Origin of the sequence: Nocardia sp. MH4, from assembly GCF_019266065.1 — a bacterium.
In the GTDB taxonomy this organism is placed as follows: domain Bacteria; phylum Actinomycetota; class Actinomycetes; order Mycobacteriales; family Mycobacteriaceae; genus Nocardia; species Nocardia canadensis.
The window spans coordinates 132,586-157,732 of the sequence record NZ_LPNR01000111.1 but is presented as its reverse complement, the minus strand read 5'-3'; the positions used below and the strand labels follow the sequence as shown (position 1 = coordinate 157,732).

The following is a 25,147-nucleotide window of genomic DNA, read 5'->3' as shown; positions in this document are numbered from 1 at the left end:
GGGCGCCCAGGGCGTGCCTGCCGCACCGGCGACCGTCGGCGCCGCAGGCGCCGTGGCGGCCGGACCGACCTCCGCCGTTCCGGTGACGCCCGCCGGGTACCTGTCCTCGGTCGACCCGCGCGCCCGCCGCCGGTCCGCCGCGGGCCGGCCGGACGACGAGACCTCCACCGCCGCAACACCGGACGGCCCCACACCGGACGACGAGGCCACCGGCACCGCCTCGAGCACCGATACTGCCTCGGCGTCCACCGAGGGCCGCCAGGACGTTGTCGCGGCGAGTGGCGACGCGACGGCGGGCATGACCGCCGGCGCCATCGGCGGCCTGCTGGGCGGGGCCATGGTGGCCTCCGACACGACCCGGCCGCCCGCGGGCCCGCGCCCGCCGGTCACGCCGGACGACGACGAGGAAGACGACGACGAGTTCCTGCGCTTCCTCGACGAGGAGCCGACCTACCTGGAACCCGCCGACGAAGTGAATGCCCTGATCGGCAAGATGGAGCCGACCAGTCCCGCCGTGCTCGGTGAGTGGACCGAGCGGGGGTGAACTGGCACCTCACGCCGGACCAGTTCGCGCTGGCCTGGGCGCGCACCGACGGCGACCGGATCCCGTATCCGCTCGCCGTGCGCGCCTCGGCCAGGGACACCGCCGAACGCGCCGCCGCCCAGCCCGCGCTGGACGCCTGGTGCGCCTCGACCCTCGACGCCGACCTGTCGGCGGCACTGCGGGTGCTGGCCGAGCCGGAGATCCGGGTCGAGGTGTGCGGACGGGTGAGCGCGCCGGTCCGGATGCTCGGCGCCGTCACCAACGACGTGGCCGTGCTGGCCGTGCAGGAACCGGGCCGCACCGAGGACCGGGGCGGCTCGATACACGTCCAGGTCGGCAGCACACGGCGTTTCGCCGCCCAGGTGTTCGCGCGGATGCCCGTCGGCAAGACCGGCACCGGCCCGCCGCTGTCGGCGCTCACCGCCCGCGTCGTCGAGGACAGTCGCGACCTGGTCACCGCGCCCGTGGCCGGACCGTCCGACGCGGCCCGCGTCCGGCGCCTGCTGCAACGGCCCCGTGCGGGCATCGGGCAGATCCTGGTGGCCGCCGGCGACGAAGTCACCCCGGCGGGCGTGCTGTCCTGGATCGATGTCACCGGCGACGGCCGCTACCTGGTGCACACCGCCCATCGCGTCGACATCGCCCCCGCCACACCGGAACTCGCCGCCGACTGGCTGCGCCGGCTTCTGCGCAGCGCCTAGAGCGACGGCCCGCGCGGGTCCGGCCGATCCGCCACCGCCGCGCGGCAGATCAGTCCAGCCGGAGGAATTCGGCGAGGGCCGTCAGCTCCTCCGGGGTGTCCGGGAGGTACTCGGTGAGCAGTGGCGAGCGGATGACGATCGCCTTCCACATGGCGCGGCACAGCGTCGCGTGGATCACGGTGCGCGACAGCAGCGCCCGCATGCCGAACGGGGCGTCGGCGGGTGTCGAGGTGGTCATCGAGAGCAGGACGACGGCGGCTTCCCGGCCACGGAACCGGTCCGGTGTGCCGACCAGCACGTCCTCGATCTTGGCGCGCGCCAACAGGGTTCGGATGCGGGCCACCTGCGCGGCGTAGGGCGCGACGACGAACACGTCGTGCGGGTGCAGCTTGCGGGCCCGCCCACCCGAGGTCCAGGTCTCGCCGAGCAGGGCGCGCACACGGCGCACCACCTCGCGGGCCTCGGCGTCGGATTCGGTGGCACTGCCGCGATGTTCGACGAGCACGGTGCTCACGCCCGGCGCGATCCCGGCCAGATCGCGGGCCAGGGTGATGGTCTCACTGGCCCGCAGCCTGCCGTCGTAGCAGCTCGCCGACACCGGCTCACAGACCGCGGGGTGCATCCGCCAGGTGCGGTCGAGGAAGTAGCCGCGCTCGGCGGGCAGGGTGGCCGCGCCCTCGCACAGCCAATCCAGCGCCGAGACCTGCACCGGTTCGGGATGGGCGGCCTGGGCCCGCGCGGGCACCGGGTCACCGATCAGCAGCAGATTGCGCGCGCTCACCGCGACGGCGACGGTGTCGGCCAGCGAGCTGGCGCCCGCGTCGGCGATCACCAGCAGGTCCAGCGCGCCGGGCGCGATCAGCGTCTCGTCGACGAAATCGGCGGTGGTGCCCCCGATCACGCAGCCGTTGACGGCGTTGTCGAGGAAGCGCGGATACCGCTCGGCGTCGATCGCCGACCATTCCGGACCGACCGAGGCGACGTCCTTCTTGGCCACCAGCTCGGGCAGCAACCCGGCCTCCACGACGGCGTCGAAGATCCGCTCGATCACCGCGTGCGACTGCGCGACGACGCCGATCCGCCACTTGTGCCGGGTGACGAGCCGTTCGATCGCGCGGCCCGTGGTGCCGGTCTTGCCGGTGCCGGGCGGGCCGTGCACGGCCAGGTAGGAGGCGTCCAGCGCGCCGACCGCGTTCGCCAGGGCCGCGGCGATGTCGCCGTGGACCTGGGGCAGGTCCAGCCCGTCGCGCAGGCGGGGCGCGCGGCGCAGCAGCAGGTCGTAGACGGCGTTCTCGGGCACCTCGGGCAGGGTCACCAGCAGGTCCTGCGCGATGAACTCCAGTGCCGCTTCGATTTCGGCTTCGCCGTCGGGCGGGCCGGGGGCGATGGCGGCGGGCAGGTCGTCGTAGGGCGGGCAGCCCGCGGGCAGCAATTCCTCGAGGCGGACGGTGTCGTCGAAGTTGGGGTCTACGGCGCAGCCGAGCACGGTCGCCGTGGCGGTGGCGCGGCGGCCGAGGGTCTGGGTCATCCCGGCCGCGGCGGCGCCGTCGTAGATGGTGACCATCTGGGTGCCCGGCGTGAGCGTCGCGCCGGTGCCGAGTCTGCCGGTGAGCGTCAGGTAGCGGCGCATCGTCGGAAGTTGCGGTGTGCGATGCCATTTGGTGTCGACGTTGCCCCACTCCGCGACGAGCACGCCCGGCGCGTCGGCCCATTCGCCGACGGGGTGGCCGAGCCGGTCGATGTGGGCCCACCAGCGCGGCTGCCGTTCGCGACGGTGGTAGCCGAGGATCGCGGCGGTCAGCGCCGCCGCGCGGGCGGCGTCGCCGTCGGCGGCCGCGGCGAACTCGGTGAGCGCGGCCTCGAGCGACCCTGGCCGTAGCGACGGCGGTACGTCGGCCTCGGCGACCGCGAACCGGGTACCCGGCACCGTCACCCCGGCCTCGGCGGCCCGGGCCAGCAGCCAGTCCCGCAGCGCGAGAACCGTTGTCGCCCGGCTCTCCACGGCCGGGAACAGCCCGGCCAGCCCCGCGATGTCGTAGGACCGCTCGCCGATCAGCAGCGCGGTGCGCACGATGGGCGCGAGATCGAACAGCGCGCCGTCGGCCAGCAACTCGTCGAGCAGGTCGGCCCCGGTCCCGACGCGGCCCGCCCAGTCCAGCAGCGCGGTCCGGACGGCCGAACCGTAGTGGTACACGCGCACCTCCGGGTCGATCGCCCGGTGCTCGCCGATGATGTCGAGCAGTTCGTCGAGCACGGCGGCGGCCGACGCGCGATCATCTGCCGCCACGTCGCGGCGTGCGGAGGCGCCGTGCGCGAAAAATGGTGCCTCGGCCGCACTCCGGCCGCCCACGGCCGCGGACAGGTCGGCGGCGGGCACCGCGCTGCGGTAGACGACCGACATCGCGTCGGACAGTTCGACGGCGGTGACGGCGCCGTGCTGGTCCACGTCGACGATCAGCGCGAGATCGCCGTGGCCGGGGGCGGGCAGGGCGCCCAGGGCGGCGGCGTCGCGCAGGGCGAAGGTGGGTTCGCCGGTGCGCTCGCGCTCGAGCTGGATCTCGGCCTGGCGGCGCAGGGCGGTCACGGTGCGAGGGGCGAGGCCGGCGATCGGGGTGGTCGTGGTGGCGAGGCGGTCGATCGTGAGGACGCCCGCCTCGCGGAGCCGGGCGCGCTGGGTCGGGCGGATTCCCGCCACCAGCAACAGGTCCCGGGCGGTGGACGCGGCGACCCGGCAGGTCGCGCAGCGTCCGCACGCGAGATAGCGGGGATCGCCCCACTGGACCGGTAGCAGTTCGGTCAGCTTCTCCTCGACGATGCGCTCCACCCGCGCCCGGCGGGCGGGATACACGCGCGCGAGCTCGTCGGTACGGGTGCGCTGCGCACCGGCCGCGGCCCACAGATACGCCGACGGGTCGACCCCGATCCCCGCCTCGGCGAGCACGGCGGCGCAGGCCGCGAACGCAAGCCGCGCCCGCAACGCCTCCCACGCCTCGTCGACCTCGGCCACCGTCGCCGAGGCGGTGGCCCGTTCGAAGGGCGTACGGCCCGCGACCAATTCGCGCCGCAACACCCGGAAGTCCGCCGACGCCGGGGGAACCGGCGCCGTACCGACGACCGCGGGCGCGGGCTCCGTCGCGTCGAGGTCGGTCGTTGACGCCGCCCACTCCGCATCGGCGTCCGGCCGATCGGGCCCGACGTTGTCCGATGCGGGCACGACGTAATCCGACGCGGGTCCGACGTGGTCCGACCCGGGACCGACGTGGTCCGACCCGGGACCGACGCCGGCCGACACAAGACCGACGCCGTCCGCCCCGGGACCGACGCCGTCCGACACGGATACGGCGTAATCCGACGCGGGGCGGAAGCGCAGCGTGGCGGGCAGCCCGACCGACGCGGACCCGACGGCGATGTGTGGCGTGTAGCGCCCGGTGTCGGGGTCGCGGATCAACAGGTCGACGCCGCAGGCGAATCGGCCGTCGAAGAAGACCGCGCCGAAAATGGCAGGCGCGCCGTCGCGCAGGGCGGCCGCGGTGAGGTCGGCGGCCGTCGTGAGGGCGGCGATCCGGGCGGCCGGGCTCGCGCCGGGAACCTCGGGCGACGGAACGCGGATCAGGCCGTCGCCGAAGTGCCGCAGCAACTCCGGCGCCACCTCGGCGGCGCGCACGACGGGGACGGCGGCGTCCGGCACGCCGGGGAGGTTGCCGATGGCCGCGTCGAGGGCGCGAAGCAGCGCGAACTCACAGCCCGCCGCGCGCACGAGATCGCCGACGGCACCGATCACCCGATCACCGGACACGAACAAACGCGGCCCTCCTGTGTTCACGCACACCCGACGGCAAACACCTTAACCAGCGCCGCGGGCGACCAGGGCGCTACCCGCGGAGATGTCGAACAGTTGCGACGGGTGTGACCTCGCCGAGTCCGGCGAGCGGCCCCGGCGTCAGAACCGCGGCTTGCGCCGTTCGGTCCGGGGACGCGCGTCGCGATCGCGGCGCGGGCCCCGCGAGGCCAGCCGCTGCGCGGGCGGACCCTGATCGGGCTGCAGCTGGATCAGCACGCCGCTGATCCTGGTGCGGCGCAAGGCTTCCAGCGTCTCGTGCGGCAGGTTGGCAGGCAGCTCGACGAGGCTGTAATCGGGCCGGATGCTGATGTGCCCGAAGTCGCTGCGGCGCAGCCCACCCTCGTTGGCGATGGCGCCGACGATCGCGCCCGGCACCACGCGGTGGCGCTTGCCGACGCTGATCCGGTAGGTCGCCAGCTCCTGGCCGCTCTCGCGGGAGAACGACGGGCCACGGGGGGCCCGGTCCTCGTCGTCGAAGCGACGTGGGGCGCGCTCCCGATCCCGATCCCGGTCGCGATCGCGCTCACGACGCGGCGCGGGCTCCGGCTCGGCCTCCATGAAGAAGTTGTCGCCGTCGAAGCCGCCGACGGCCAGCGCCGCCGCGATATCGACCAGCGGCGTGTTGTGCTCGGCCTCGTAGTCCTCGATCAGTTTGCGGAACAGCGCCACATTGTCCGAGGCCAGGTTCTCGGTGATCATGTCGCCGAACTTGGAGACGCGGGTCGCGTTGACGTCGTCGACGCTGGGCAGCTGCATCTCGATCAGCGGATGCCGGGTGGCGCGCTCGATCGACTTGAGCAGATGCCGCTCGCGCGGGGCGACGAACAGCAGCGCCTGCCCCGAACGGCCCGCGCGACCGGTGCGGCCGATGCGGTGCACGTAGGACTCGGTGTCGTGCGGGATGTCGTAGTTCACGACGTGCGAGATGCGGTCCACGTCGAGACCACGGGCGGCCACGTCGGTGGCGACCAGGATGTCGAGCGCGCCCGACTTCAGCTGGCCGATGGTGCGCTCACGCTGGTTCTGCGCGATGTCGCCGTTGATCGCCGCGGCGGAGAAACCACGCGAGCGCAGCTTCTCGGCCAGCTCCTCGGTGGCCTGCTTGGTGCGGACGAAGATGATCATCGCCTCGAAGTCCTCGACCTCGAGGACGCGGGTGAGGGCGTCGAGCTTGCGCTGGTGCGACACCTGCACGTAGCGCTGGGTGATGTTGGTGTTGGTCTGGGTCTTGGACTTGACCGTGATCTCGACCGGCTCGTTCAGGTACTGCTTGGAGATCTTGCGGATCGCGCCCGGCATGGTCGCCGAGAACAGCGCGACCTGCTTGTCGTTGGGCGTGTCGCGCAGGATGCGCTCCACGTCTTCCTGGAAGCCCATCTTGAGCATCTCGTCGGCCTCGTCGAGCACCAGGTAGCGCAGCTGCGACAGGTCGAGCGTGCCCTTCTCCAGGTGATCGATCACGCGGCCGGGCGTACCGACGACGACGTGCGCGCCGCGCCGCAGACCCGACAGCTGCACGCCGTAGCTCTGCCCGCCGTAGATGGGCAGCACGTGCAGACCGGGGATGTGCGCGGAGTACTTGCCGAACGCCTCGGCGACCTGAATGGCCAGCTCACGGGTCGGCGCCAGCACCAGCGCGCTGGGCTTCTTCTGGGCGGTGTCCAGACCCATCAGGATCGGGATCGCGAAGGCAGCGGTCTTGCCGGTGCCGGTCTGGGCGAGGCCGACGACGTCCGCGCCCTGCAGCAGCGGAGGAATGGTCGCCGCCTGGATCGGGGACGGCGACTCGTAGCCCACATCGGCGATGGCCGCGAGGACGCGGTCATCGATCCCGAGATCGGCGAATGTCGGGCCTTCTTCGTGCCTGTCGTCGTCGGCAGGAACGCTGTCGACCTCATTGGTACTCATTGACCAGCAGTTTACTGCCTGACGGTAGCTGTCCCGGCCACCGGGTGAATACGGTGAGACCTATGCAACTGCAGAACGGGTCAGCGCATCAGGAACCGGCACCGGACGCGGTGCCGATCGCGGTCGTCCAATTCGCTCCCCAGACCGACCCCACCGCCAATCTCGCGGCCCTGCGCGAACACCTGCGCACGGCCGCCGAAGCGGGCGCCAAGGTAGTCCTCGCCCCCGAGTACTCGATGTTTGCGGTGACCCGGCTCGACGAGCGGGTGGTGGCGGCCGCCGAGCCGCTCGACGGCCCGTTCACCACCGGACTCAGCGCGCTCGCAGCCGAATTCGGGGTGCATCTGATCGCCGGAGTCGTCGAGCGGACGGCGCCGGACGCGACCAGGATCAGCAATACGCTCGTCGCCCACGGACCCGACGGCGCGCGCGTCGCGGTGTACCGGAAAGTGCATCTCTACGACGCGTTCGGACATCTGGAATCCGACGTCGTCGAGGCCGGTCCGCTCGTCGCGCCCGCCACCTTCACCGTCGACGGTGTGATATTCGGCATGCAGACCTGTTTCGATCTGCGTTTCCCGGAGGGTTGTCGGCGTGTCGCGGCGGCGGGCGCGCAGGTGCTGCTGCTGCCCGCGCAGTGGATTCCCGGCCCGGCGAAAGTCGACCAGTGGACCACGCTGCTGCGCGCCCGCGCGATCGAGAACACCATCTACGTGGCCGCCGCCGATCAGTGCCTGCCGCGCGGGGCGGGCGCGTCGATGATCGTCGACCCGGCGGGCGTTGTCCTGGCCGAGCTGGGTGACGAACCCGGCGTGCTCACCGCCTCGATCGATCCGGCGCATCTGGCCCGGGTCCGCACCGCCAATCCGAGCCTGTCGCTGCGCCGGTTCGCGATCACCGAGCGCGTATCGCCGGAGCTCGCCACGGAGTAGCGTTCGAGACGTGGTCTACCCGGATCGGGCAGCGGCGGGCCGCGTCCTCGGCAAGGCCCTGGAACACCTGCGGGTCCCGCGCCCACTGGTGCTCGGGCTGCCGCGCGGTGGCGTTCCGGTGGCGGCCGGAGTCTGCGCGGTCGTCGGCGGTGACCTCGACATTTTGCTGGTCCGCAAGCTGGGCCTGCCCTGGCAGCCGGAATTGGCGATGGGCGCGCTCGGCGAGGGCGGCGTGCTGGTGGTCAACCGCGATGTCGTGGAGCGCAGCGGGGTGACGCAGGAGGCGTTCGACGAGGTCGAGCGGGCCGAGCGGGCCGAACTGGCGCGAAGGCAGCGCGCGCTGCGCACCGGCGACCCCGTGCCGCTCGCCGGACGGGTGGTGCTGATCGTCGACGACGGCATGGCGACCGGCGCGACCGTGGTGGCCGCGTGCCGGGTGGCCAGGGCCCGGCATCCGGACCGGATCGTGGTCGCGATGCCGGTGTCCTCGCCCGAGGCCGCGCGGCGGGTGCGCCGCGAATGCGACGAACTGGTCTGCCTGTGGACGCCGGCCGATCTCGGCGGCGTCGGCATGGCCTACCGCGACTTCCACCAGCTCACCGACGACGAGGTCCGCGAGCTCCTGGGCGATCAGCCGAAGCACTGACCTTCGCCGCGATAGGTCGGCACCGTGGTGCGCGTTCCGGCCTCGTCGACGAGGTGGATGCGGTCGAAACGCTCGCACAGTTCGCCGGCCTTCGCGTGCCGGAACCACACCCGATCGCCGATCTCGAGCTCGGCGCCACCGGCCAGCGGGGTCTGCACCTCCCCCGCGCCTTCGGCGCCGAGCAGCTTCAGGCCCGCGGGCCACACCGGCAGCGGCACCCGGCTCGGGCCCGCCGGGCCGGAGGCGATGTAGCCGCCCGCGAAGACGGTGGCGATGCTCGGGGTGGGCTTGCGCAGCACCGGGGTCGCGAAGAACAGCGCGGGGCGCGGGGTGAACGAGCGGTAGTGGTCGAACAGGGTCGGCACGTACAGTCCGGAACCCGCGGTCACCTCGGTGACCTCCGGGTCGGTGATCGAGACCTCGATCGAACCGGTGCCCCCGCTGTTCACGATCTCCAGCGGACCGGTGACCATGCGCACCGCGTCGAGCACCCGGGACCGCCTGCGGCCGATCTCGGCGGCCGAGAGCCGCTTGACCACCCGCACGGCGGGATTGGTGTCGGGCAGGCCGGCGATCTGGGCCTCGTAGGTCATCACGCCGACCACGTCGAACCCGCGCCTGCGGGCCTCGGCGGCCAGCTCGGCGGCCTGATCGGGGCTGCGCACCGGCGAGCGGCGGGTGCCCAGGTGCAGCGGACCGATGCGCAGCGCGGCGTCGACGTCGAGGCAGACCCGGGGATGGACCAGGTCGGTGCCGAGCGCGGCGCGGGTGAGTTCGAGCTGGGCGACGTCGTCGATCATCAGGGTGATCGCGGCCAGCAGGTCGGGCGACGCGGCGAGTTCGGCCAGCGCGGCCCGGTCGGTGACCGGGTAGCCGAGCAGCACGTCGCGGGCGCCGAGGCGGACCAGCCAGATGGCCTCGCGCAGCGAATAGGCCATGATGCCGGCGAAGCCGCCCCGGGCGGTGAGTCCGTCGCCGAGCACGCGTTCCAGCACGGCACGACAGCGCACCGATTTGCTGGCGACCCGGACCGCGACGCCGTTCGCGCGGCGGACCAGGTCGGCGGCGTTGGCGTCGAGCGCGGCGAGGTCGACCGCGGCCAGCGGCGGATCGAGCTCGGCGGTCGCCGCGTGCAGATGGTGCAGCGATGTCGTCTGGGTCACTCGACTACTGAACCACCTATTTGGTCAGTCGTCCAGTATCCGGCGGGTCAGACTTCGACGGCCTTGAGCGTCAGGCAGCCGACCAGGTCGTCGATGACCACCAGGGTGGTCTCGTCGTTGCCGTCGGCGAGCCAGCGCAGCACCGCGCCGTAGAGCACCGAGACGATGTAGGTGGCGATCGAGTCGAGCGGCTCGAGCCACTGCGTCCCCGACAGCCGGGCGCACAGACCGAGGAAGGAAATGGCCTCTTCGTCCATCTGCCGGAACAGCGCGGTCGCGGTGGGATCGCCGACCGACTCGCCGGAGGCCGACCACCGTTGCCGCAGCGTTTGCAGCGCGGCGTCGTACGCGGCGATCTGGCGGTCCGGCTCGGCCTTCACCAGCGGCCAGTAGGCGCTCATGCCCGCGTGCAACAGCACGCGCAGCCCCCGCACGCCGGTGGCGTCGCAATTCGCGGCGGCTTGCTCCACGGCCTGACATACGGCGGGCCGGAGCGATGTCTCGGTTAGTTCACGACTGGCGCTCAACGACAACTCCTCGGCAACAAATTTCGCTGCCCGCGGCGATGCGAGCTAGTGAAGAGGATGGACCCGTACGGATCAACCTATCCAGCGAGCTCGATCTTAGAAGGTTTTCTGGATTCACGAACTGGTTCAGCCGTCCTTTTCAGACTGAAAGATTGTTTTGTTATCCGAATGCGACCTTTTGTAAAACCGACCATACGGCTTGAATAGTTCACATTCACCACAGACGGCGCCCCTACGCCATCATCTGCGCACTGGTCGAGTGTACAAGTCTTCGCAGGTGAGGGCCCGGCGCCTGTGGGCGACGGCACAGTGGCACCCAGCGAAACGGACACCACACAGTGCGTGTCGGATCCGCGAACTCCGTCGCGGGCGCGGCGGAACCGTCGATAACCTGGACGAGTGACTCTCTCGCCTCCCGCCGATCAGTTCGCCCTCAGTGGCACCTTCAATTTCCGCGATGTGGGCGGGCTGCGCACCGCTGACGGTTCGACGATCAGGCCCGGCGTGCTGCTGCGCTCGGCCCAGCTGAGCGGCCTCGACGAGAAAGGGCACGACACCCTGCGCGGCCTGCGGGTCACCGACGTGCACGATCTGCGCGGCCTGGCCGAGATCGACCACATCGGCCACGACACCCTGCCCGCGGGCGTGCGGCTGCACGTCACCCCGTTCGACTCGCGGATGGGCGAGGCGCCGCCGCACGAGGCCACGACCGTCTCGGCGCGCACGCACATGATCGAGGTCTACCGGCAGTTTCCGGTGATGCCGGAGGCGCACGCCGCGATCACCCGCCTGGCCACCTCGCTCGCCGGGGGCGATGGCGCCGCGCTGGTGCACTGCGCGGCGGGCAAGGACCGCACCGGCTGGGCGGTCGCCACGCTGCTGCGCGCGGTGGAGGTCACCGAGGACGAGGTCTACACCGACTACCTGGCCAGCAACGCCGCCGTCGAACCGCTGCGCCGGCTGCTCGAGCCGAAGATCGGCGACGGCGCGGCTCTGTCGGTCGACCTGCTCGGCGTGCACGAGGAATACCTGCGCACCGCCGACCGCACCGTGCGCGAGACCTACGGCGACACCGAGGGCTACCTGGCCGCCATCGGGCTGACCGGCACGCTGCGCGCGGCGCTGCGCGCCCGGCTGCGCTGACTACAGCCCGCTGACCCGGCGCTGCCGCACCGGCAGCACCGCGCGGACCAGGCCGTTGTCCTCGATGCTCACCAGATTGCCGGTGTGGAACCAGCTTCCGCTGAACCGGGCGACCGAGGCGTCGGGGTCGTTCCAATAGCGCCTGCTGACATTCGGGCCGCGGCACAGCAATTCGCCGCGGCCCGCACTCGCCTGCGGTCCGCACAGTGCCAATTCCGTACCGCCGAAAGCGAATCCGAGGGCGGATTCGGAGGTGGTGAGATCGGTGTCGTCGACCATCAGGCCGATGCCGCTGGTCTCCGTCGCGCCCCAGACCGACCACTGCCTGGCCGCCGGGAAAAGGTCGTGCAAGGCCGCCGTCAGCGTGGCCGGAGCGGCCGCGGCGGCGCGTTCGGAGCGGTGACAGGCCTTGCTGATCCGCCGCACGCCCGCGCCCGCCCGGCGGGCGGCGAGTTCGGGGAGCAGGCCGGCGAAGATGCGCGGGGTGCCCGAGACGGTGTCGATCCGCTCGGTGTCGAGCACATCGGCCAGATCGCGCGCCCCCGGCGCGAGCACCACGGTGCCGCCGACGGCGAAGGTCGGCAGCAACTGGTCGACGCAGCCGCTGGCGTGGGCCAACGGCAGCAGCACCAGGTTGCGCAGGCCCTCGGCGGGCAGATCGAGCGCGCCGATCACCGACGACACCGCGGAGAGCAGGTTCTCGTTGGTCAGCTCGACGCCGGTCGGCACCGGCCGCCGGGCGGCGGTGCCGGTGTAACAGAGCAGCGCCGGATCCTCCAGTGCCGCACCGTCATCGATATAGGCGGCGCTGTCGGGCAGCGGGCCGTCGGGGCCGAGCACGAAATCGGCGCTGCTGTCGGCGATCACCCGGTCGGCCACCGCGGCGGGCAGCGTATCGGGGACGAGCACCGGGACCGCGCCGGAGAGCAGCGCGCCGAGGAACGCCTGCACCCAGCGGGCGCTCGTCGGCATGTGCACCGCGACGCGGTCGCCGTAGCCGATGCCGCGGTCCTGCAGCCCACCGGCGATCCGGGAGGCACTGTGCCACAGCTCGCGGTAGGTCATGCGCGGCCCACCCACCTCGACGACCGCCTCCCGGCCGGTGAACGCGTGTACCCGCAGGTCGAGCAGTTCGGTGAGGGCCGGGCTGAGGTCGCCGTAGCGCAGGATGCCGTCCGATCCCCTGGTCAGCCGCCCGGCCGCAGCGTGGGCGGGGAACTCGATGATGGTCGCGCCCGGTTCGTGCTCGCTCTGACCCATCAGGACCTCCACGTACGTCGATGCGGCACCGCACCTGTGACTATATGACGTGGATCACACAGCTGTCAGGCACTCGGCGCGCTCATTCGCCGCGATAGGTCGCCTTCCCCGGGCCGATCTCGAGGAAACTGCGCACCGCGCCGCGCAGGTCGGCGGTCGCGAACAGCTCGCCCGAAATGTCCGGCGTCACCGAATCCGCGTGTGCCACACCGCCGGACCGCCACGCCTCGATGATCAGCTTGGTCGCCGCGTGCGCGCGGGTGGGGCCGGCGGCGAGCCGGGCGACCAGTTGCAGCGCGGCGGCCTCGACGTCGTCGTGCACCCCGTTGACCACGCCCCAGTCGGCCATCGTGGCGGCGTCGTAGAGGTCACCGGTCATCACGAACTCGCGGGCGCGACCCGAGCCGGCCCGTTCGGCCAGCCGCTGCGGGCCGCCCATCGACGGCGTCAGCCCGACGACCGTCTCGACCAACCCGAACTTGGCCTTCGGCGCGGCCAGGATGAAGTCGCAGGCCAGCGCGATCTCGAAGGCCGCGGTGAGGGTGAGACCGTGCGCGGCGAAGACCACCGGGCACGGCAGCGCCTCGATCGGGTGGATGATCTGGGCGAACAGGTCGTTCCACAGCCGGGCGCCCTCCTCGACGGTGAGCCCGTCGAAGATGTTGACGTCCACGCCACCCGAGACGACCTTGCCCTCGGCCCGGATCAGCACCGCGCGCGGCGGCTGCTTGCCCACCGCGGCGATATCGGCGATCAGCGAGTCGATGAGGCGGCGGTCGAACAGGTTCAACGGCGGGTGGGCGATGGTGATCGTCGCGATCTCGGCACCGGCTTCGGTGAAGTCGCGGATCAAACGGGTCGGCTGCGTTGCGCTCATCCGGTCAGACTAGAACCAGCTCCGGCGCGAGGACCAGGGTGGAGATCGCGCCCACATCGTGGAACCAGCGGGGTGTCGGCGCTCGTTGGCATGATGAGCTGTCGGGGACCGCGGTGCCCTACAGTTCGTTTCGTCGGGGCGGAAGAGGAGGACGACGCCGTGTTCAACAAAGCGATCGAGAAGGCCGTGGTCGATGTGCTCGACACCGGTTCCAAGCTGCAGGCGCCCGCCGTGCGTCGCTACGTCGAATTCCTACGTGAACGCCATCCCGCCGAGAGCCCCGCCCAGATCGTGGAGCGGCTGGAGAAGCAGTACCTGCTCGCCGTCACCGGCAGTGGTGCCGCGGTCGGCGCGACCGCGGCCGTGCCCGGCATCGGCACGCTGGCCGCGCTCGGCGCGATCAGCGCGGAGACCGCGTTCTTCATGGAGGCCTCGGCCCTGTTCACTCTCGCCGAGGCCTATGTGCACGGCATCGAGCCCGAGGACAAGGAAGCCCGGCGCGCGATGGTGCTCGCCGTCGTCCTGGGCGACGCGGGCATGGCGATCGTGCAGAAGGGACTCGGCACCTCGTCCAAGAACTGGGCGGGCGCGCTGGCCAACAAGGTGCCCGGCATCTCCGCGATCAACAACAAGCTGGTGCAGCAGTTCATCAAGCGCTTCATCACCAAGCGCGCCGCGCTGATGGCGGGCAAGATCCTGCCCGCCGGCATCGGCGCCGCCATCGGTGGCGCGGGCAACCGGGCGCTGGGCAAGGTGACGATCGACAACGCGCGCAAGGCTTTCGGGCCCGCGCCCGCGTTCTGGCCCTCGCCGCTGCACCCGGTCATCGACGCCGATCCGCTGCCGGCCATCGACGCCGCGACCGCGAAGAAGCAGTGACCGGGCGCCGCGGCGACGCTGTGCGACTGCGCGGCGTCGGCAAGCAGTTCGAGCTGGTCCACGCCGTGCACGAGGTCGGCTTCGCGGTGCCCGCCGGTGCGGTCACCGCGCTCGTCGGCCCCACCGGCGCGGGCAAGTCGACGGTGCTGCGGATGGTGCTCGGCCTACAGAAACCGACCACGGGCACCGTCGAGATCGACGTGCCCGGCACCGGACCGGGCGCGGTGGGCGCGGTACTGAGTCCGCGCGGACTGCATCCGGCGCGCACGGTCCGCGATCATCTGCGCTGTTACGCGCCGGTCGCGGGGGCGTCCCGCCGGCGCGTGGACGCGGTGCTGGCCGAGACCGGGCTCGCCACGGTCGCCGAGACGGTGATCGCTCAGCTGCAGCCGGGCCAGCAGACCCGGTTGGCGCTGGGCACCGCGCTGCTGGCCGATCCCCCGCTGCTGGTCCTGGACGACCCGTTCACCGGCGCCGACGGCGTGGAGCGTGGCTGGCTGCACGAGCTGCTGCGCGGGCACACCACTCGCGGCGGCACCGTGCTGATCAGCGCCGACAAGCTGGCCGATGTGGTGGCCACGGCCGATCATCTCGTCGTGTTGAGCGAGGGCGCGGTCGTCTGGCAGGGCACGCCGGCCAAGCTGCGCCGCGGCCATCCCGACCGGCTGGTCGTGGCCGCCTCGCCCTCGATCGCGCTGGCCACCGCGCTGGCCGCGCGGGGCTACACCGACGCGGTGATGCGGCCCGACGGCAGGCTGGCCGTCGCCGAGGCGAGCGAGGCCACCATCCGCGCCGTCGCCGAGGCCGCGCAGGTGCGCATCGGCAGCATCGTCGCCGATCCGATCCATCCCGACCGGGTCCTCGCCTCGCTCACCAAACCCCGCGGGCACCGGCACACCGTGCCCGCGCCGCAGGCGAATCCCGCCGGTTTCGCCCCGGCGCCGACCTCGTATGGGATGCCACGATGACCTCAGTGCTGCCCGCCGATCTCCTGCCCGGCCTCGAGTCCGAGGCGCGCAAGGTCGTCGCCGTGCGCCCGACCCGCCTGCTGCTCGGCGCGCCCGTGGCCCTGGCGCTGATCGGCACGCTGATCACCGCGCTGCTGTCGGGTCCCGCCGACCCGAAGGGGCAACCCGCCACCGGCGCCGCGACCATCGGGCTCTATCTCGGGCTGGCCGCGGTGTTCGTGGTGGCCGCCCTGCTCGGCATCGCCGCCACCGGTGGCGAGTACCGGCGCAAGACCATGGCGCTGACCGCCCTGTTCGCCCCCGATCGCGACCAGCTGGCGACCGCGAAATTCGTCACCACCGCCGCGTTCGCCTTCGCGGTGGGGCTGGCCGCCGAAGTGGCGAGTCTGCTGGCGCTGCTGGTGGCGGGGCGCGGCAAGTTCGACTTCGGCTGGCAGCTGTTCGAGGTGCTCGGCGCCGGTCTGCTGGTCGCCATGTGCTGGGCGGTGATCGGCGCGGGCCTCGGCCTGCTGCTGCGCACGGTCAGCGGCACGGTCTGGCTGCTGCTGGGCTGGGCCTTCATCCTGGAGCCGCTGATCTGGGTCGTGGTCAAGGGCTTCGGCGCCGGTGGCTTCGCCACCCTGCTGCCGGTCTCGGCCACGGTGGCCGGAGTCAGCGCGGGTTCGTTCGCGGAGGCCGAGGTCTTTGCGCCGACCCCGGCCGCCCTGGTGGTCCTGCTGTTGTGGACCGCCGGAATCGGCGCCGCGGGCTGGTGGGACCTGCGCACCCGCGACCTGTAGGCCCGGTGGCAGCCACCGAACCGGGCTGGATCCGCAGACTCTGGCGCTTGAGCCTGGGCCATCCCCGGCTGATCGCGGGCATCACCGCCTCCGTGCTGGCCGGCGCGGTCGTCTCGATCGCGGCGCCGCTGGCCACCAAACGCGCCGTCGACGCGGCGGTCGCGGGCGACACGACGGTCATCGGCGGTGCCGCGGCGCTGCTCGCCCTGCTGGCGGTCGGCCGGTTCGTCGTCACCTTCGCGCGCAGGCTCTGGGCGGGCAAGCTGTCGCTGGAGGTACAGCACAGTCTTCGGGTATCGCTGCTGGCCGCGCTGCAACGCCTCGACGGCGCGGGGCAGGACGCGATCCGCACCGGCCAGGTGGTGTCGCGCTCGATCACCGATCTGCAGCTGGTGCAGGGATTGCTGGCGATGGTCCCGTGGTCGGGGTTGGCGGTCCTGCAGTTCGTCCTCTCGGCGGTGGTGATGGTGTGGCTGAGCCCACCGCTGGCCCTGGCCGCGCTGCTGGTCGCGCCCGCGATGGCGGTGATCGTGCTGCGGCTGCGGCCACGGCTGTACGCGGCGACCTGGTCGGCGCAGCAGCGCGCCGCCGACCTGGCCGAACACGTCGAGCAGACCGTCACCGGGGTGCGCGTGGTGAAGGGGTTCGGGCAGGAGGCCCGGATGGTCGACGTGCTCGAGGACCACAGCCGCCGCCTGTTCGCCGAGCGGCTGCGCGCCGCCAGGATCAACGCCGGGTTCGCCCCCGTGGTCGCGGCGCTGCCGCAGGCCGGGCTGGTCGCGGTGATCATCGTCGGCGGCGTGCTGGCCCGGCAGGGCGCGATCGGCGTCGGCACCTTCCTCGCGTTCACCGCCTACCTGGCCACCATGACGTCCTCGGCCCGTACGATCACCTCGGTGGTGATCATGGGTCAGCTCACCAAGGCCGCCGTCGACCGGGTATTCCAGGTCATCGACGCGGCGCCGGTGCTGGTCGATCCGGACAAGCCGGTCGCCCTGCCCACGGGCCCGCTCGGCATCGAATTCGACGCGGTGAGTTTCGGATTCGAGGCCGGTCAGCCGGTGCTGCGCGACCTCGATCTCACCGTGCGGCCGGGCGAGACGGTCGCCGTCATCGGTCCGGCCGGGTCGGGCAAGTCGACGCTGTCGCTGCTGCTACCCCGCTTCTACGCGCCCGACGCGGGCCGGATCAGTCTGGTCGGCACCGACGGCACCCGGGTCGACCTGGCCGAGTTGCGCGCCGACGAACTGCGCGGCGCGCTCGGGGTGGTCTTCGACGATCCCTTCCTGTTCTCCGACACCATCGCCGCCAATATCGCCCTCGGCCGTCCCGGGGCCACCGATGCCGAGATCAGGGCCGCCGCGACCGCCGCCGTCGCCGACGAGTTCATCGCCGAACTCCCCGACGGCTACGACACCGTCATCGGCGAGCGCGGCCTGACGCTGTCCGGCGGGCAGCGCCAGCGCATCGCCCTGGCCAGGGCCCTGCTCACCCGCCCGCGCGTGCTCGTCCTCGACGACGCCACCTCCGCGGTCGACGCCGTCACCGAGGCGGAGATCTTCCGCAGGCTGCCCGACCCCGGCGGCCGGACGACACTGATCCTGGCCCACCGCGAGTCCACACTGGCCCAGGCCGACCGGATCATCCGGCTGCCCGCGCCCGCCGGCTCCGCGGTGCCCACCGCGCCCACGCTCACCACGAAACACCCCGACGGTGGTCGCCCCCGCTCGATGGCCGCGGCGGCGACCGACCTCAGCGAGACACCCGAACTGCGCGCCGCCGTCGACGCGCTGCCCCCGGCCACCGAATCTCCCGGCCTGCCCGGCGACCTGCGGGCCCCGCAGCCCGAGTTCGGCCTGCGCGCGCTGCTGCGCCCGGTGCGCGGCCTGGTCTGCGCGGTGATGCTGCTGCTGACCGTCGACGCGTTGATCGGCGTCGCCTTCCCGCCGCTGGTCCGCTACGCCATCGACACCGGCGTCACCGCGGGCGACGGCACCGCGCTCGCGCTCGCCGGCATCGTCGGGATCGGGCTGGTGCTGGCCGGGCTGGTCGTCGGCGCGGCCGTCACCGTGCTCACCGCGCGCACCGGCGAACGCGTGCTGTTCGGGCTGCGGGTGCGCAGTTACGCGCACTTGCAGCGGCTCGGCCTGGATTTCTACGAGCGCGAACTGTCCGGCCGGATCATGACCAGGATGACCACCGACGTCGACGCGCTCTCGACGTTCCTGCAGACCGGCGTCGCCACCGGTCTGGTCGGGCTGATCACCCTGGTCGGCGTGGCCATCGGCCTGGTCTTCATCGACGCGGGCCTGGCGCTGATCGTGCTGGCCACCGTGCCGCCGATGCTGCTGGCGACGCTGGCGTTCCGCCGGGTGTCCTCCTCGGCCTACACCGTCTCCCGCGAGCGGGTGTCGGTGGTCAACGCCGACTTCCAGGAGAACATCGCGGGCTTGCGCGCCGTGCAGGCCGCGCGCAACGAGCCGAGCGCCGCGCGCCGCTTCGCCGAGTACTCGCACCGCTACCGTGACGCCCGCGTCCGTGCCCAGCGCGCCATCGCCGCCTATTTCTCCTTCGGGCTGGCCTGGGCCGACCTGGCCCTGGCGGTGGTGGTGTACCTCGGCGCGAACGCGGTCGCCGACGGCCGGACCACGACCGGCACGCTGGTCGCCTTCGTGCTGTATCTGGGCCTGCTGTTCGGCCCGATCCAGGAGCTCTCGCAGGTCTTCGACGGCTATCAGCAGGCCAGGGTCGGCCTGCGCCGGATCGGTGACCTGCTGCGCACCGAGTCCGCCATCGCGGCCGATCCACCGGACGCGGTGACGATCGACCGGCTCGACGGCGAGATCGTCTTCGACGACGTGCGCTTCCGCTACCCCGGCGCCAACGCCCCCGCCCTGGACGGGGTCTCCTTCACCGTCCCCGCGGGCTCGACGCTCGCGCTCGTCGGCGCGACCGGCGCGGGCAAATCGACGATCGTGAAGCTGCTGGCTCGTCTCTACGACCTCCCGGACGACCCGGCGGCGGGCTCGATCCGCGTCGACGGCGTCGATTTACGTAAATTTGTGCTCACCGACTATCGCGGCCGGCTGGGAATTGTGCCTCAGGAAGCTCACCTGTTCACCGGTGACGTCGCGAGCAACATTGCGTTCGGGCAACCTTTCGCCACGGCAGTGGACATCGGCACCGCGGCCGCCACCGTCGGCGCGGCGGAGATGATCGACGGATTACCGCAAAAAATGAACCAACCGGTCGGTGAAAGAGGGCGCGGATTATCCGCCGGACAGCGTCAGCTGATCGCGCTCGCCCGGGCCGAACTGGTCGATCCCGATCTGCTCCTGCTCGACGAGGCCACCTCGACACTGGATCCGCAGACCGAGGCATCGGTGCTGGTAGCGAGTCGATCGCTGGCACGCGGCCGGACCACCGTCGTGGTCGCGCACCGGCTCGCCACCGCAGCGCGGGCCGACCTCGTCGGCGTGGTCGAACAGGGCCGCGTGGTGGAATTCGGCACGCCGCAGGAACTGCTGGCCCAGGGCGGACGTTACGCGCGACTCTGGGCGGCGGGCGGCGAAGCCGAGGGAATACTGTCGGCGCGTGACCGGTAGCAGCCGGGGAGATCGGGTCAGTCGCAACACGGGTATGCCGCTGGGCATATGCTCGGTGAGGGCGCATCGGCAGCCATCCGCTGATACCCCTGCCGGGCACGTCACAAACGTCGCAGCGCGAAGAACGAAATGAGGCGAACACCAGCTGTGAGCAGCTCAACTTCCCAGTTCGGACAGAACCAGTGGCTAGTCGACGAGATGTATCAGAAGTTCAAACAGGACCCATCCTCGGTCGACGCCAGTTGGCACGAGTTCCTCGCGGATTACACCCCGGAGGTCGGCGCCGAATCCGGTAACAGCCAGACTCCGGCTCCCGCCGCGGCACCCGCGCCGGCCGCCGCTCCCGCGCCTGCCGCGAAGCCCGCCGTGGCGACGGCCCCGCCGGCTCCGGCTCCGGCGCCCGCCCCCAAGCCCGCTCCCGCGACCGTGCGCGCACCGCAGACCACCCCCGCGCCGGTGTCCAACGCACCGGCCACCGCCGCGCCCAAGGCTGTCGCCACCGCCGACGAGACCAAGGTGCTGCGCGGCCCGGCCGCGGCCATCGCGAAGAACATGTCGGCCTCGCTGACGATCCCCACCGCGACCTCGGTGCGCGCGATCCCGGCGAAGCTGATGATCGACAACCGCCTGGTGATCAACAACCACCTGGCCCGCACCCGCGGCGGCAAGATCTCCTTCACCCACCTGCTCGGCTACGCGATCGTGCAGGCGGTCAAGGCGTTCCCGAACCTGAACCGGCACTTCGCCGAGATCGACGGCAAGCCGAACTCGGTCACCCCGGCGCACACCAACCTGGGCCTGGCGATCGACCTCGCGGGTAAGGACGGCAGCCGCTCGCTGGTCGTCGCCGCGATCAAGGAAACCGAAGACATGAGCTTCGGGCAGTTCCACACCGCCTACGAGGACATCGTCCGCCGCGCCCGCGAGGGCAAGCTCGGCGCCGACGACTTCTCCGGCGTCACCATCTCGCTGACCAACCCGGGCACCATCGGCACCGTGCACTCGGTGCCGCGGCTGATGCCGGGCCAGGGCGCGATCATCGGTGCGGGCGCGATGGAATACCCGGCCGAGTTCCAGGGCATGAGCGACGAGCGGATCGCCGATATCGGCGTCGGCAAGCTGATGACGCTGACCTCGACCTACGACCACCGCATCATCCAGGGCGCCGAGTCCGGCGACTTCCTGCGCACCATCCACAACCTGCTGATCTCCGACGAGTTCTACGACGAGATCTTCCACGGCCTCGGCGTGCCGTACGAGCCGGTCCGCTGGCGCAAGGACATCAGCGAGCGCGGCGTCGACAAGAGCGCCCGCGTGCTCGAGATGATCGCGGCCTACCGCAACCGCGGTCACCTGATGGCCGACACCGACCCGCTGCGCCTGGTCAAGGACAAGTTCCGCAGCCACCCCGACCTCGATGTCACCGAGCACGGGCTGACCCTGTGGGACCTCGACCGCACCTTCAACGTCGCCGGCTTCCACGGCCAGGAGCGGATGAAGCTGCGCGACGTGCTGTCGATCCTGCGCGACGCCTACTGCCGCCACGTCGGGGTGGAGTACACCCACATCCTCGACGTCGAGCAGCTCAAGTGGATCCAGGACCGGGTCGAGCAGAAGCACGTCAAGCCGACGGTCGCCCAGCAGAAGTACATCCTGAACCGGCTCAACGCCGCCGAGGCGTTCGAGACGTTCCTGCAGACCAAGTACGTCGGTCAGAAGCGCTTCTCGCTCGAGGGCGCCGAGGCCGTCATCCCGATGATGGACGCCACCATCGACCAGTGCGCCGAGCACGGGCTCGACGAGGTCGTCATCGGCATGCCGCACCGCGGTCGCCTCAACGTGCTGGCCAACATCGTCGGCAAGCCGTATTCGAAGATCTTCACCGAGTTCGAGGGCAACATGAACCCGGCGGCCACCCACGGCTCCGGCGACGTGAAGTACCACCTCGGCGCGCAGGGCCAGTACCTGCAGATGTTCGGCGACAACGAGATCGAGGTCTCGCTCACCGCGAACCCGTCGCACCTGGAGGCGGTCGACCCCGTCCTCGAGGGCCTCGTGCGCGCCAAGCAGGACCTGCTGGACAAGGGCGATGGTCCCGAGGGCTTCTCGGTCATGCCGCTGATGCTGCACGGTGACGCCGCCTTCGCCGGTCAGGGCGTGGTCGCGGAGACGCTGAACCTGGGTGGCCTGCGCGGCTACCGCGTCGGCGGCACCATCCACATCGTGGTGAACAACCAGATCGGTTTCACCACCGCGCCGGAGAACAGCCGCTCCACCGAATACTCCACCGACATCGCGAAGTTCATCGGCGCGCCGATCTTCCACGTCAACGGTGACGACCCGGAGGCCTGCGACTGGGTCGCGCGCCTGGCGGTCGATTTCCGGCAGAAGTTCCGCAAGGACGTCGTCATCGACCTCGTCTGCTACCGCCGCCGCGGGCACAACGAGGGCGACGACCCCTCGATGACCCAGCCGGAGATGTACGACGTCATCGACACCAAGCGTTCGGTCCGCAAGGCCTACACCGAATCGCTGATCGGTCGTGGCGACATCTCCATGAAGGAGGCCGAGGACGCGCTGCGCGACTACCAGGGTCAGCTGGAGCGCGTGTTCAACGAGGTCCGCGAGCTGGAGAAGTACGTTCCGGAGCCGTCGGAGTCCGTCGAGGACGACCAGAAAGTGCCTGCCACCGTGCAGACCGCGGTCGACAAGTCGGTCCTGCAGCGCATCGGCGACGCCTTCAACACCCCGCCGGACGGCTTCAACGTGCACCCGCGCGTCAAGCCGGTGCTGGAGAAGCGCCGCGAGATGGCCTACGAGGGCAAGGTCGACTGGGCCTTCGCCGAGCTGCTGGCCTTCGGCACGCTGATCGACCAGGGCCACGACGTGCGCCTGACCGGTCAGGACTCGCGCCGCGGCACCTTCACCCAGCGCCACGCGGTCATCATCGACCGCCTCAACGCCAACGAGTACACCCCGCTGCACAACATCGGCTCGGAGAAGCCGGGCTGGTTCGCGGTGCACGACTCGGCGCTGAGCGAGTACGCGGCGGTCGGCTTCGAATACGGCTACTCGCTGGGCAACCCGAATGCCCTGGTGCTGTGGGAAGCCCAGTTCGGTGACTTCGTCAACGGCGCGCAGTCGATCATCGACGAGTTCATCTCCTCCGGTGAGGCCAAGTGGGGCCAGCTCTCCGACGTGGTGCTGCTGCTGCCGCACGGCCACGAGGGCCAGGGTCCCGACCACACCTCGGGCCGCATCGAGCGCTTCCTGCAGCTGTGCGCGGAGGGTTCGATGACCGTCGCGGTCCCGTCGACGCCGGCGAACTACTTCCACCTGCTGCGCCGCCACGCCCTCGACGGCATCCGCCGTCCGCTGATCGTCTTCACCCCGAAGTCGATGCTGCGCAACAAGGCCGTGGTGTCCGACATCAAGGACTTCACCGAGTCGAAGTTCCGCTCGGTGTTCGACGAGCCCACCTACGAGCAGGGCATCGGCGACACCACCAAGGTCAAGCGCATCCTGCTGACCTCGGGCAAGCTCTACTACGAGCTCGCCGCGGAGAAGGCCAAGCAGAAGCGCGAGGACGTGGCCATCGTCCGGATCGAGCAGCTGTACCCGATCCCGACGTACCGCCTCAACGAGGCACTGGCCAAGTACCCCAACGCGACCGACATCGTCTGGGTCCAGGAGGAGCCGGCCAACCAGGGCGCGTGGCCGTTCTTCGGCCTCAACCTCCCCGAGGTCCTCCCGGACCGCCTGGGCAAACTGCGCCGCATCTCGCGTCGCGCCATGTCGGCCCCGTCCTCGGGCTCGTCGAAGGTGCACGCCGTGGAGCAGGCCGAGATCATCGCCGAGGCCTTCGAGCCGACCGCGTAAGTTCTTCGCGCACAACGGCCGACGCCGGGTGGATCACCACGATCCACCCGGCGTCGGCCGTTGTGTGTCTCCGTACCGATCCACAACCCCGAATATTACGAATCGTTGATATTATGAATATGCGGGAACCAAAATATGGAGGCACGATGGCGACGACAGTGGAGATTCCGGACGAGCTACTCGCCGAAGCCTTACGTCTGACCGGGCTGCCCACCAAAAAGGCGGTCATCAATCTCGCGATGGCCGAACTCGTGCAGGGCTACCGGCAGCGTGAGGCACTGACCCGCCTCAAGCGGATGGACCATAATCCGTTCCTGACCGACGACGAGCTGGCCGCCGAGCCTGGCACGCCCCGGTGAGCGCGACGACGGTTCGCCCGCGATACCTTCTCGATCAGTCGGTCATGTCGCACTACCGAACGAAGGCCGGCATCGAACAGACCATCGACGAGCTCGCGATCATCGGTGCTTTGTGTTCGTCGACAGTGACCATGGATGAAGCACGGTTCAGCGCCCGCAACGCAGCCGATCTCGGCTTCCTCACCGAGCTCTACGGGTCGGTCTTCCACTTTCTGCCCGCCGACGACCTCGTCGAGGCGAATGTGCGACGGATCAGGACAGGCTTGTGGAAGATCGGGGCGGGCCGCGGCGCCCAAACCACCGACGTCCAGATCGCCGCGGTCGCGCTGCGCCACGACGCGACCGTCGTCCACAACGACACGGACTTCGTCACCATCAGCCGCGCGATCCCCGAATTCCGCCACCTGCGCGTGATCCCCTGACGGAACGCCGAAGTGCGGCCCGTTCACGTGCCCCGTCTATGAATTCTGTTGCACCCCTGCGTGTTCCGTAGGACAGAGAGATCGGCCTATAGCTGTCGGGCCTGGTGACGTCCGCAGCGGTGCACGACCCGCCGATGGCCGCAATGCTCGCCCGAGCCCGTTGGCGCGTCCGCGCACCAGGTCGAAAACGCCGACAGGGGCGGATCCATACGGATCCGCCCCTGTCGGCGTTTTCGGCTAGCTGTTGAGAGTGATCCAGGCTTGACCCGAGAGTTGTTCCAGATCATGGTGATTGGGATAGGTGTCGGTGGTCGCCACGATGGTCGCCTCGACGCGGCCGACCCCGGGGCCCATCCCCATGCCGGTGATCACGCCGTCGGGGGCGTGTTCGATGACGCCGTTGCTGTCGACCTTGTGGGACTGGGCGTTGGCGACGCCGGTGTCGAGGTTCTTCCACCGCACCGAGACGCGATATACCTCGCAGTTCTGTCCGGTCTGGACGATTTTCACGCGGACTCCGAGCTGCCCGGCCTGCGGCTGCGGGACCGTCTCGGCGTTGATGATGGCCGCGCAGCCGTTCCCCGGAATCCTGGCGAGAGTCGGGTTGAACTGGACGACCTGGTCCGACGGCGCGGCCGCCGCCGGACCACTGAACCCGACGAGCGCGGTAACGGCCGCTGCGGCGGCCACCCCGACCCGAACCGAAACCCGTTG

At 71.0% G+C, this 25,147-nt stretch carries 18 protein-coding genes and 1 pseudogene; 12 read left to right on the top strand and 7 right to left on the bottom strand.

From position 1 onward, the window contains the following. A pseudogene (locus tag ATM97_RS22145) lies at window positions 1–544 on the top strand (hypothetical protein); the annotation flags it as partial. Continuing rightward, window positions 541–1,245, top strand: coding sequence for an ESX secretion-associated protein EspG (locus ATM97_RS22140; protein WP_218719954.1), 705 nt, complete (start codon window positions 541–543; stop codon window positions 1,243–1,245). The pseudogene ATM97_RS22145 and the gene ATM97_RS22140, both read left to right, overlap by 4 nt. A 49-nt stretch (window positions 1,246–1,294) precedes the next feature. Here the strand turns inward: ATM97_RS22140 and ATM97_RS22135 are convergent, their stop codons facing one another. Both ATM97_RS22135 and ATM97_RS22130 read right to left on the bottom strand, forming a co-directional pair. After that, the gene (locus ATM97_RS22135; protein ID WP_308248578.1) at window positions 1,295–5,041 is read right to left on the bottom strand and encodes an AAA domain-containing protein; all 3,747 of its coding nucleotides are present in this window, start codon (window positions 5,039–5,041) and stop codon (window positions 1,295–1,297) included. Between the two features lie 144 nt (window positions 5,042–5,185). Continuing rightward, window positions 5,186–6,994, bottom strand: a complete 1,809-nt coding sequence (locus ATM97_RS22130) for a DEAD/DEAH box helicase (protein WP_218719953.1) — start codon at window positions 6,992–6,994, stop codon at window positions 5,186–5,188. A 62-nt stretch (window positions 6,995–7,056) separates the two neighbouring features. On the opposite strand from ATM97_RS22130, the gene ATM97_RS22125 reads away from it, so the two are divergent. Then, on the top strand, window positions 7,057–7,926 hold the full coding sequence (locus tag ATM97_RS22125; RefSeq protein WP_218719952.1) for a carbon-nitrogen hydrolase family protein: 870 nt from the start codon (window positions 7,057–7,059) through the stop codon (window positions 7,924–7,926). 10 nt (window positions 7,927–7,936) lie between these two features. Next, entirely contained in the window at window positions 7,937–8,572 is a 636-nt protein-coding gene (locus ATM97_RS22120; RefSeq protein WP_218719951.1) for a phosphoribosyltransferase, read from the top strand. Here the strand turns inward: ATM97_RS22120 and ATM97_RS22115 are convergent. Both ATM97_RS22115 and ATM97_RS22110 read right to left on the bottom strand, forming a co-directional pair. After that, window positions 8,557–9,735, bottom strand: coding sequence for an alanine racemase (locus tag ATM97_RS22115; RefSeq protein WP_218719950.1), 1,179 nt, complete (start codon window positions 9,733–9,735; stop codon window positions 8,557–8,559). The two genes, ATM97_RS22120 and ATM97_RS22115, sit on opposite strands and share 16 nt — an antisense overlap. 47 nt (window positions 9,736–9,782) lie before the next feature. After that, window positions 9,783–10,205 carry a TetR family transcriptional regulator gene (locus tag ATM97_RS22110; RefSeq protein ID WP_308248577.1) on the bottom strand — a complete coding sequence of 141 codons (423 nt, stop codon included), beginning with the start codon at window positions 10,203–10,205 and terminating at the stop codon, window positions 9,783–9,785. A gap of 456 nt (window positions 10,206–10,661) precedes the next feature. Here ATM97_RS22110 and ATM97_RS22105 point away from each other — a divergent pair, with 456 nt between their 5' ends. Further along, on the top strand, window positions 10,662–11,405 hold the full coding sequence (locus ATM97_RS22105; protein WP_218719949.1) for a tyrosine-protein phosphatase: 744 nt from the start codon (window positions 10,662–10,664) through the stop codon (window positions 11,403–11,405). Here ATM97_RS22105 and ATM97_RS22100 read toward each other — a convergent pair whose 3' ends face one another. Both ATM97_RS22100 and ATM97_RS22095 read right to left on the bottom strand, forming a co-directional pair. Further along, window positions 11,406–12,665 (bottom strand): class I adenylate-forming enzyme family protein, encoded by a 1,260-nt coding sequence (locus ATM97_RS22100; protein ID WP_218719948.1) that lies wholly within the window; start codon window positions 12,663–12,665, stop codon window positions 11,406–11,408. It abuts the gene before it with no gap. An 82-nt stretch (window positions 12,666–12,747) separates the two neighbouring features. Beyond that, a complete protein-coding gene (locus tag ATM97_RS22095; protein ID WP_218719947.1) occupies window positions 12,748–13,542 on the bottom strand; it encodes an enoyl-CoA hydratase/isomerase family protein in 795 nt (264 codons plus the stop codon). Window positions 13,543–13,701: 159 nt separating this feature from the next. On the opposite strand from ATM97_RS22095, the gene ATM97_RS22090 reads away from it, so the two are divergent. The 7 genes from ATM97_RS22090 (at window position 13,702) to ATM97_RS22060 (ending at window position 24,433) form a co-directional block, all read left to right on the top strand. After that, window positions 13,702–14,421, top strand: coding sequence for a hypothetical protein (locus ATM97_RS22090; RefSeq protein WP_308248576.1), 720 nt, complete (start codon window positions 13,702–13,704; stop codon window positions 14,419–14,421). Further along, on the top strand, window positions 14,418–15,389 hold the full coding sequence (locus tag ATM97_RS22085; protein WP_218719946.1) for an ATP-binding cassette domain-containing protein: 972 nt from the start codon (window positions 14,418–14,420) through the stop codon (window positions 15,387–15,389). The genes ATM97_RS22090 and ATM97_RS22085 overlap by 4 nt, the downstream gene beginning before the upstream one ends. After that, window positions 15,386–16,168, top strand: coding sequence for an ABC transporter permease (locus tag ATM97_RS22080; RefSeq protein ID WP_218719945.1), 783 nt, complete (start codon window positions 15,386–15,388; stop codon window positions 16,166–16,168). The genes ATM97_RS22085 and ATM97_RS22080 overlap by 4 nt, the downstream gene beginning before the upstream one ends. 5 nt (window positions 16,169–16,173) lie before the next feature. Beyond that, the gene (locus ATM97_RS22075; RefSeq protein ID WP_218719944.1) at window positions 16,174–19,773 is read left to right on the top strand and encodes an ABC transporter ATP-binding protein; all 3,600 of its coding nucleotides are present in this window, start codon (window positions 16,174–16,176) and stop codon (window positions 19,771–19,773) included. A gap of 129 nt (window positions 19,774–19,902) precedes the next feature. Then, entirely contained in the window at window positions 19,903–23,652 is a 3,750-nt protein-coding gene (locus tag ATM97_RS22070; RefSeq protein WP_218719943.1) for a multifunctional oxoglutarate decarboxylase/oxoglutarate dehydrogenase thiamine pyrophosphate-binding subunit/dihydrolipoyllysine-residue succinyltransferase subunit, read from the top strand. 146 nt (window positions 23,653–23,798) lie between these two features. Then, window positions 23,799–24,011, top strand: a complete 213-nt coding sequence (locus tag ATM97_RS22065) for a type II toxin-antitoxin system VapB family antitoxin (protein WP_218719942.1) — start codon at window positions 23,799–23,801, stop codon at window positions 24,009–24,011. Then, window positions 24,008–24,433, top strand: a complete 426-nt coding sequence (locus tag ATM97_RS22060) for a PIN domain-containing protein (RefSeq protein ID WP_308248575.1) — start codon at window positions 24,008–24,010, stop codon at window positions 24,431–24,433. The genes ATM97_RS22065 and ATM97_RS22060 overlap by 4 nt, the downstream gene beginning before the upstream one ends. Window positions 24,434–24,670: 237 nt before the next feature. Here the strand turns inward: ATM97_RS22060 and ATM97_RS22055 are convergent, their stop codons facing one another. Beyond that, on the bottom strand, window positions 24,671–25,123 hold the full coding sequence (locus ATM97_RS22055) for a hypothetical protein (RefSeq protein ID WP_218719940.1): 453 nt from the start codon (window positions 25,121–25,123) through the stop codon (window positions 24,671–24,673). Window positions 25,124–25,147 lie beyond the last annotated feature (24 nt).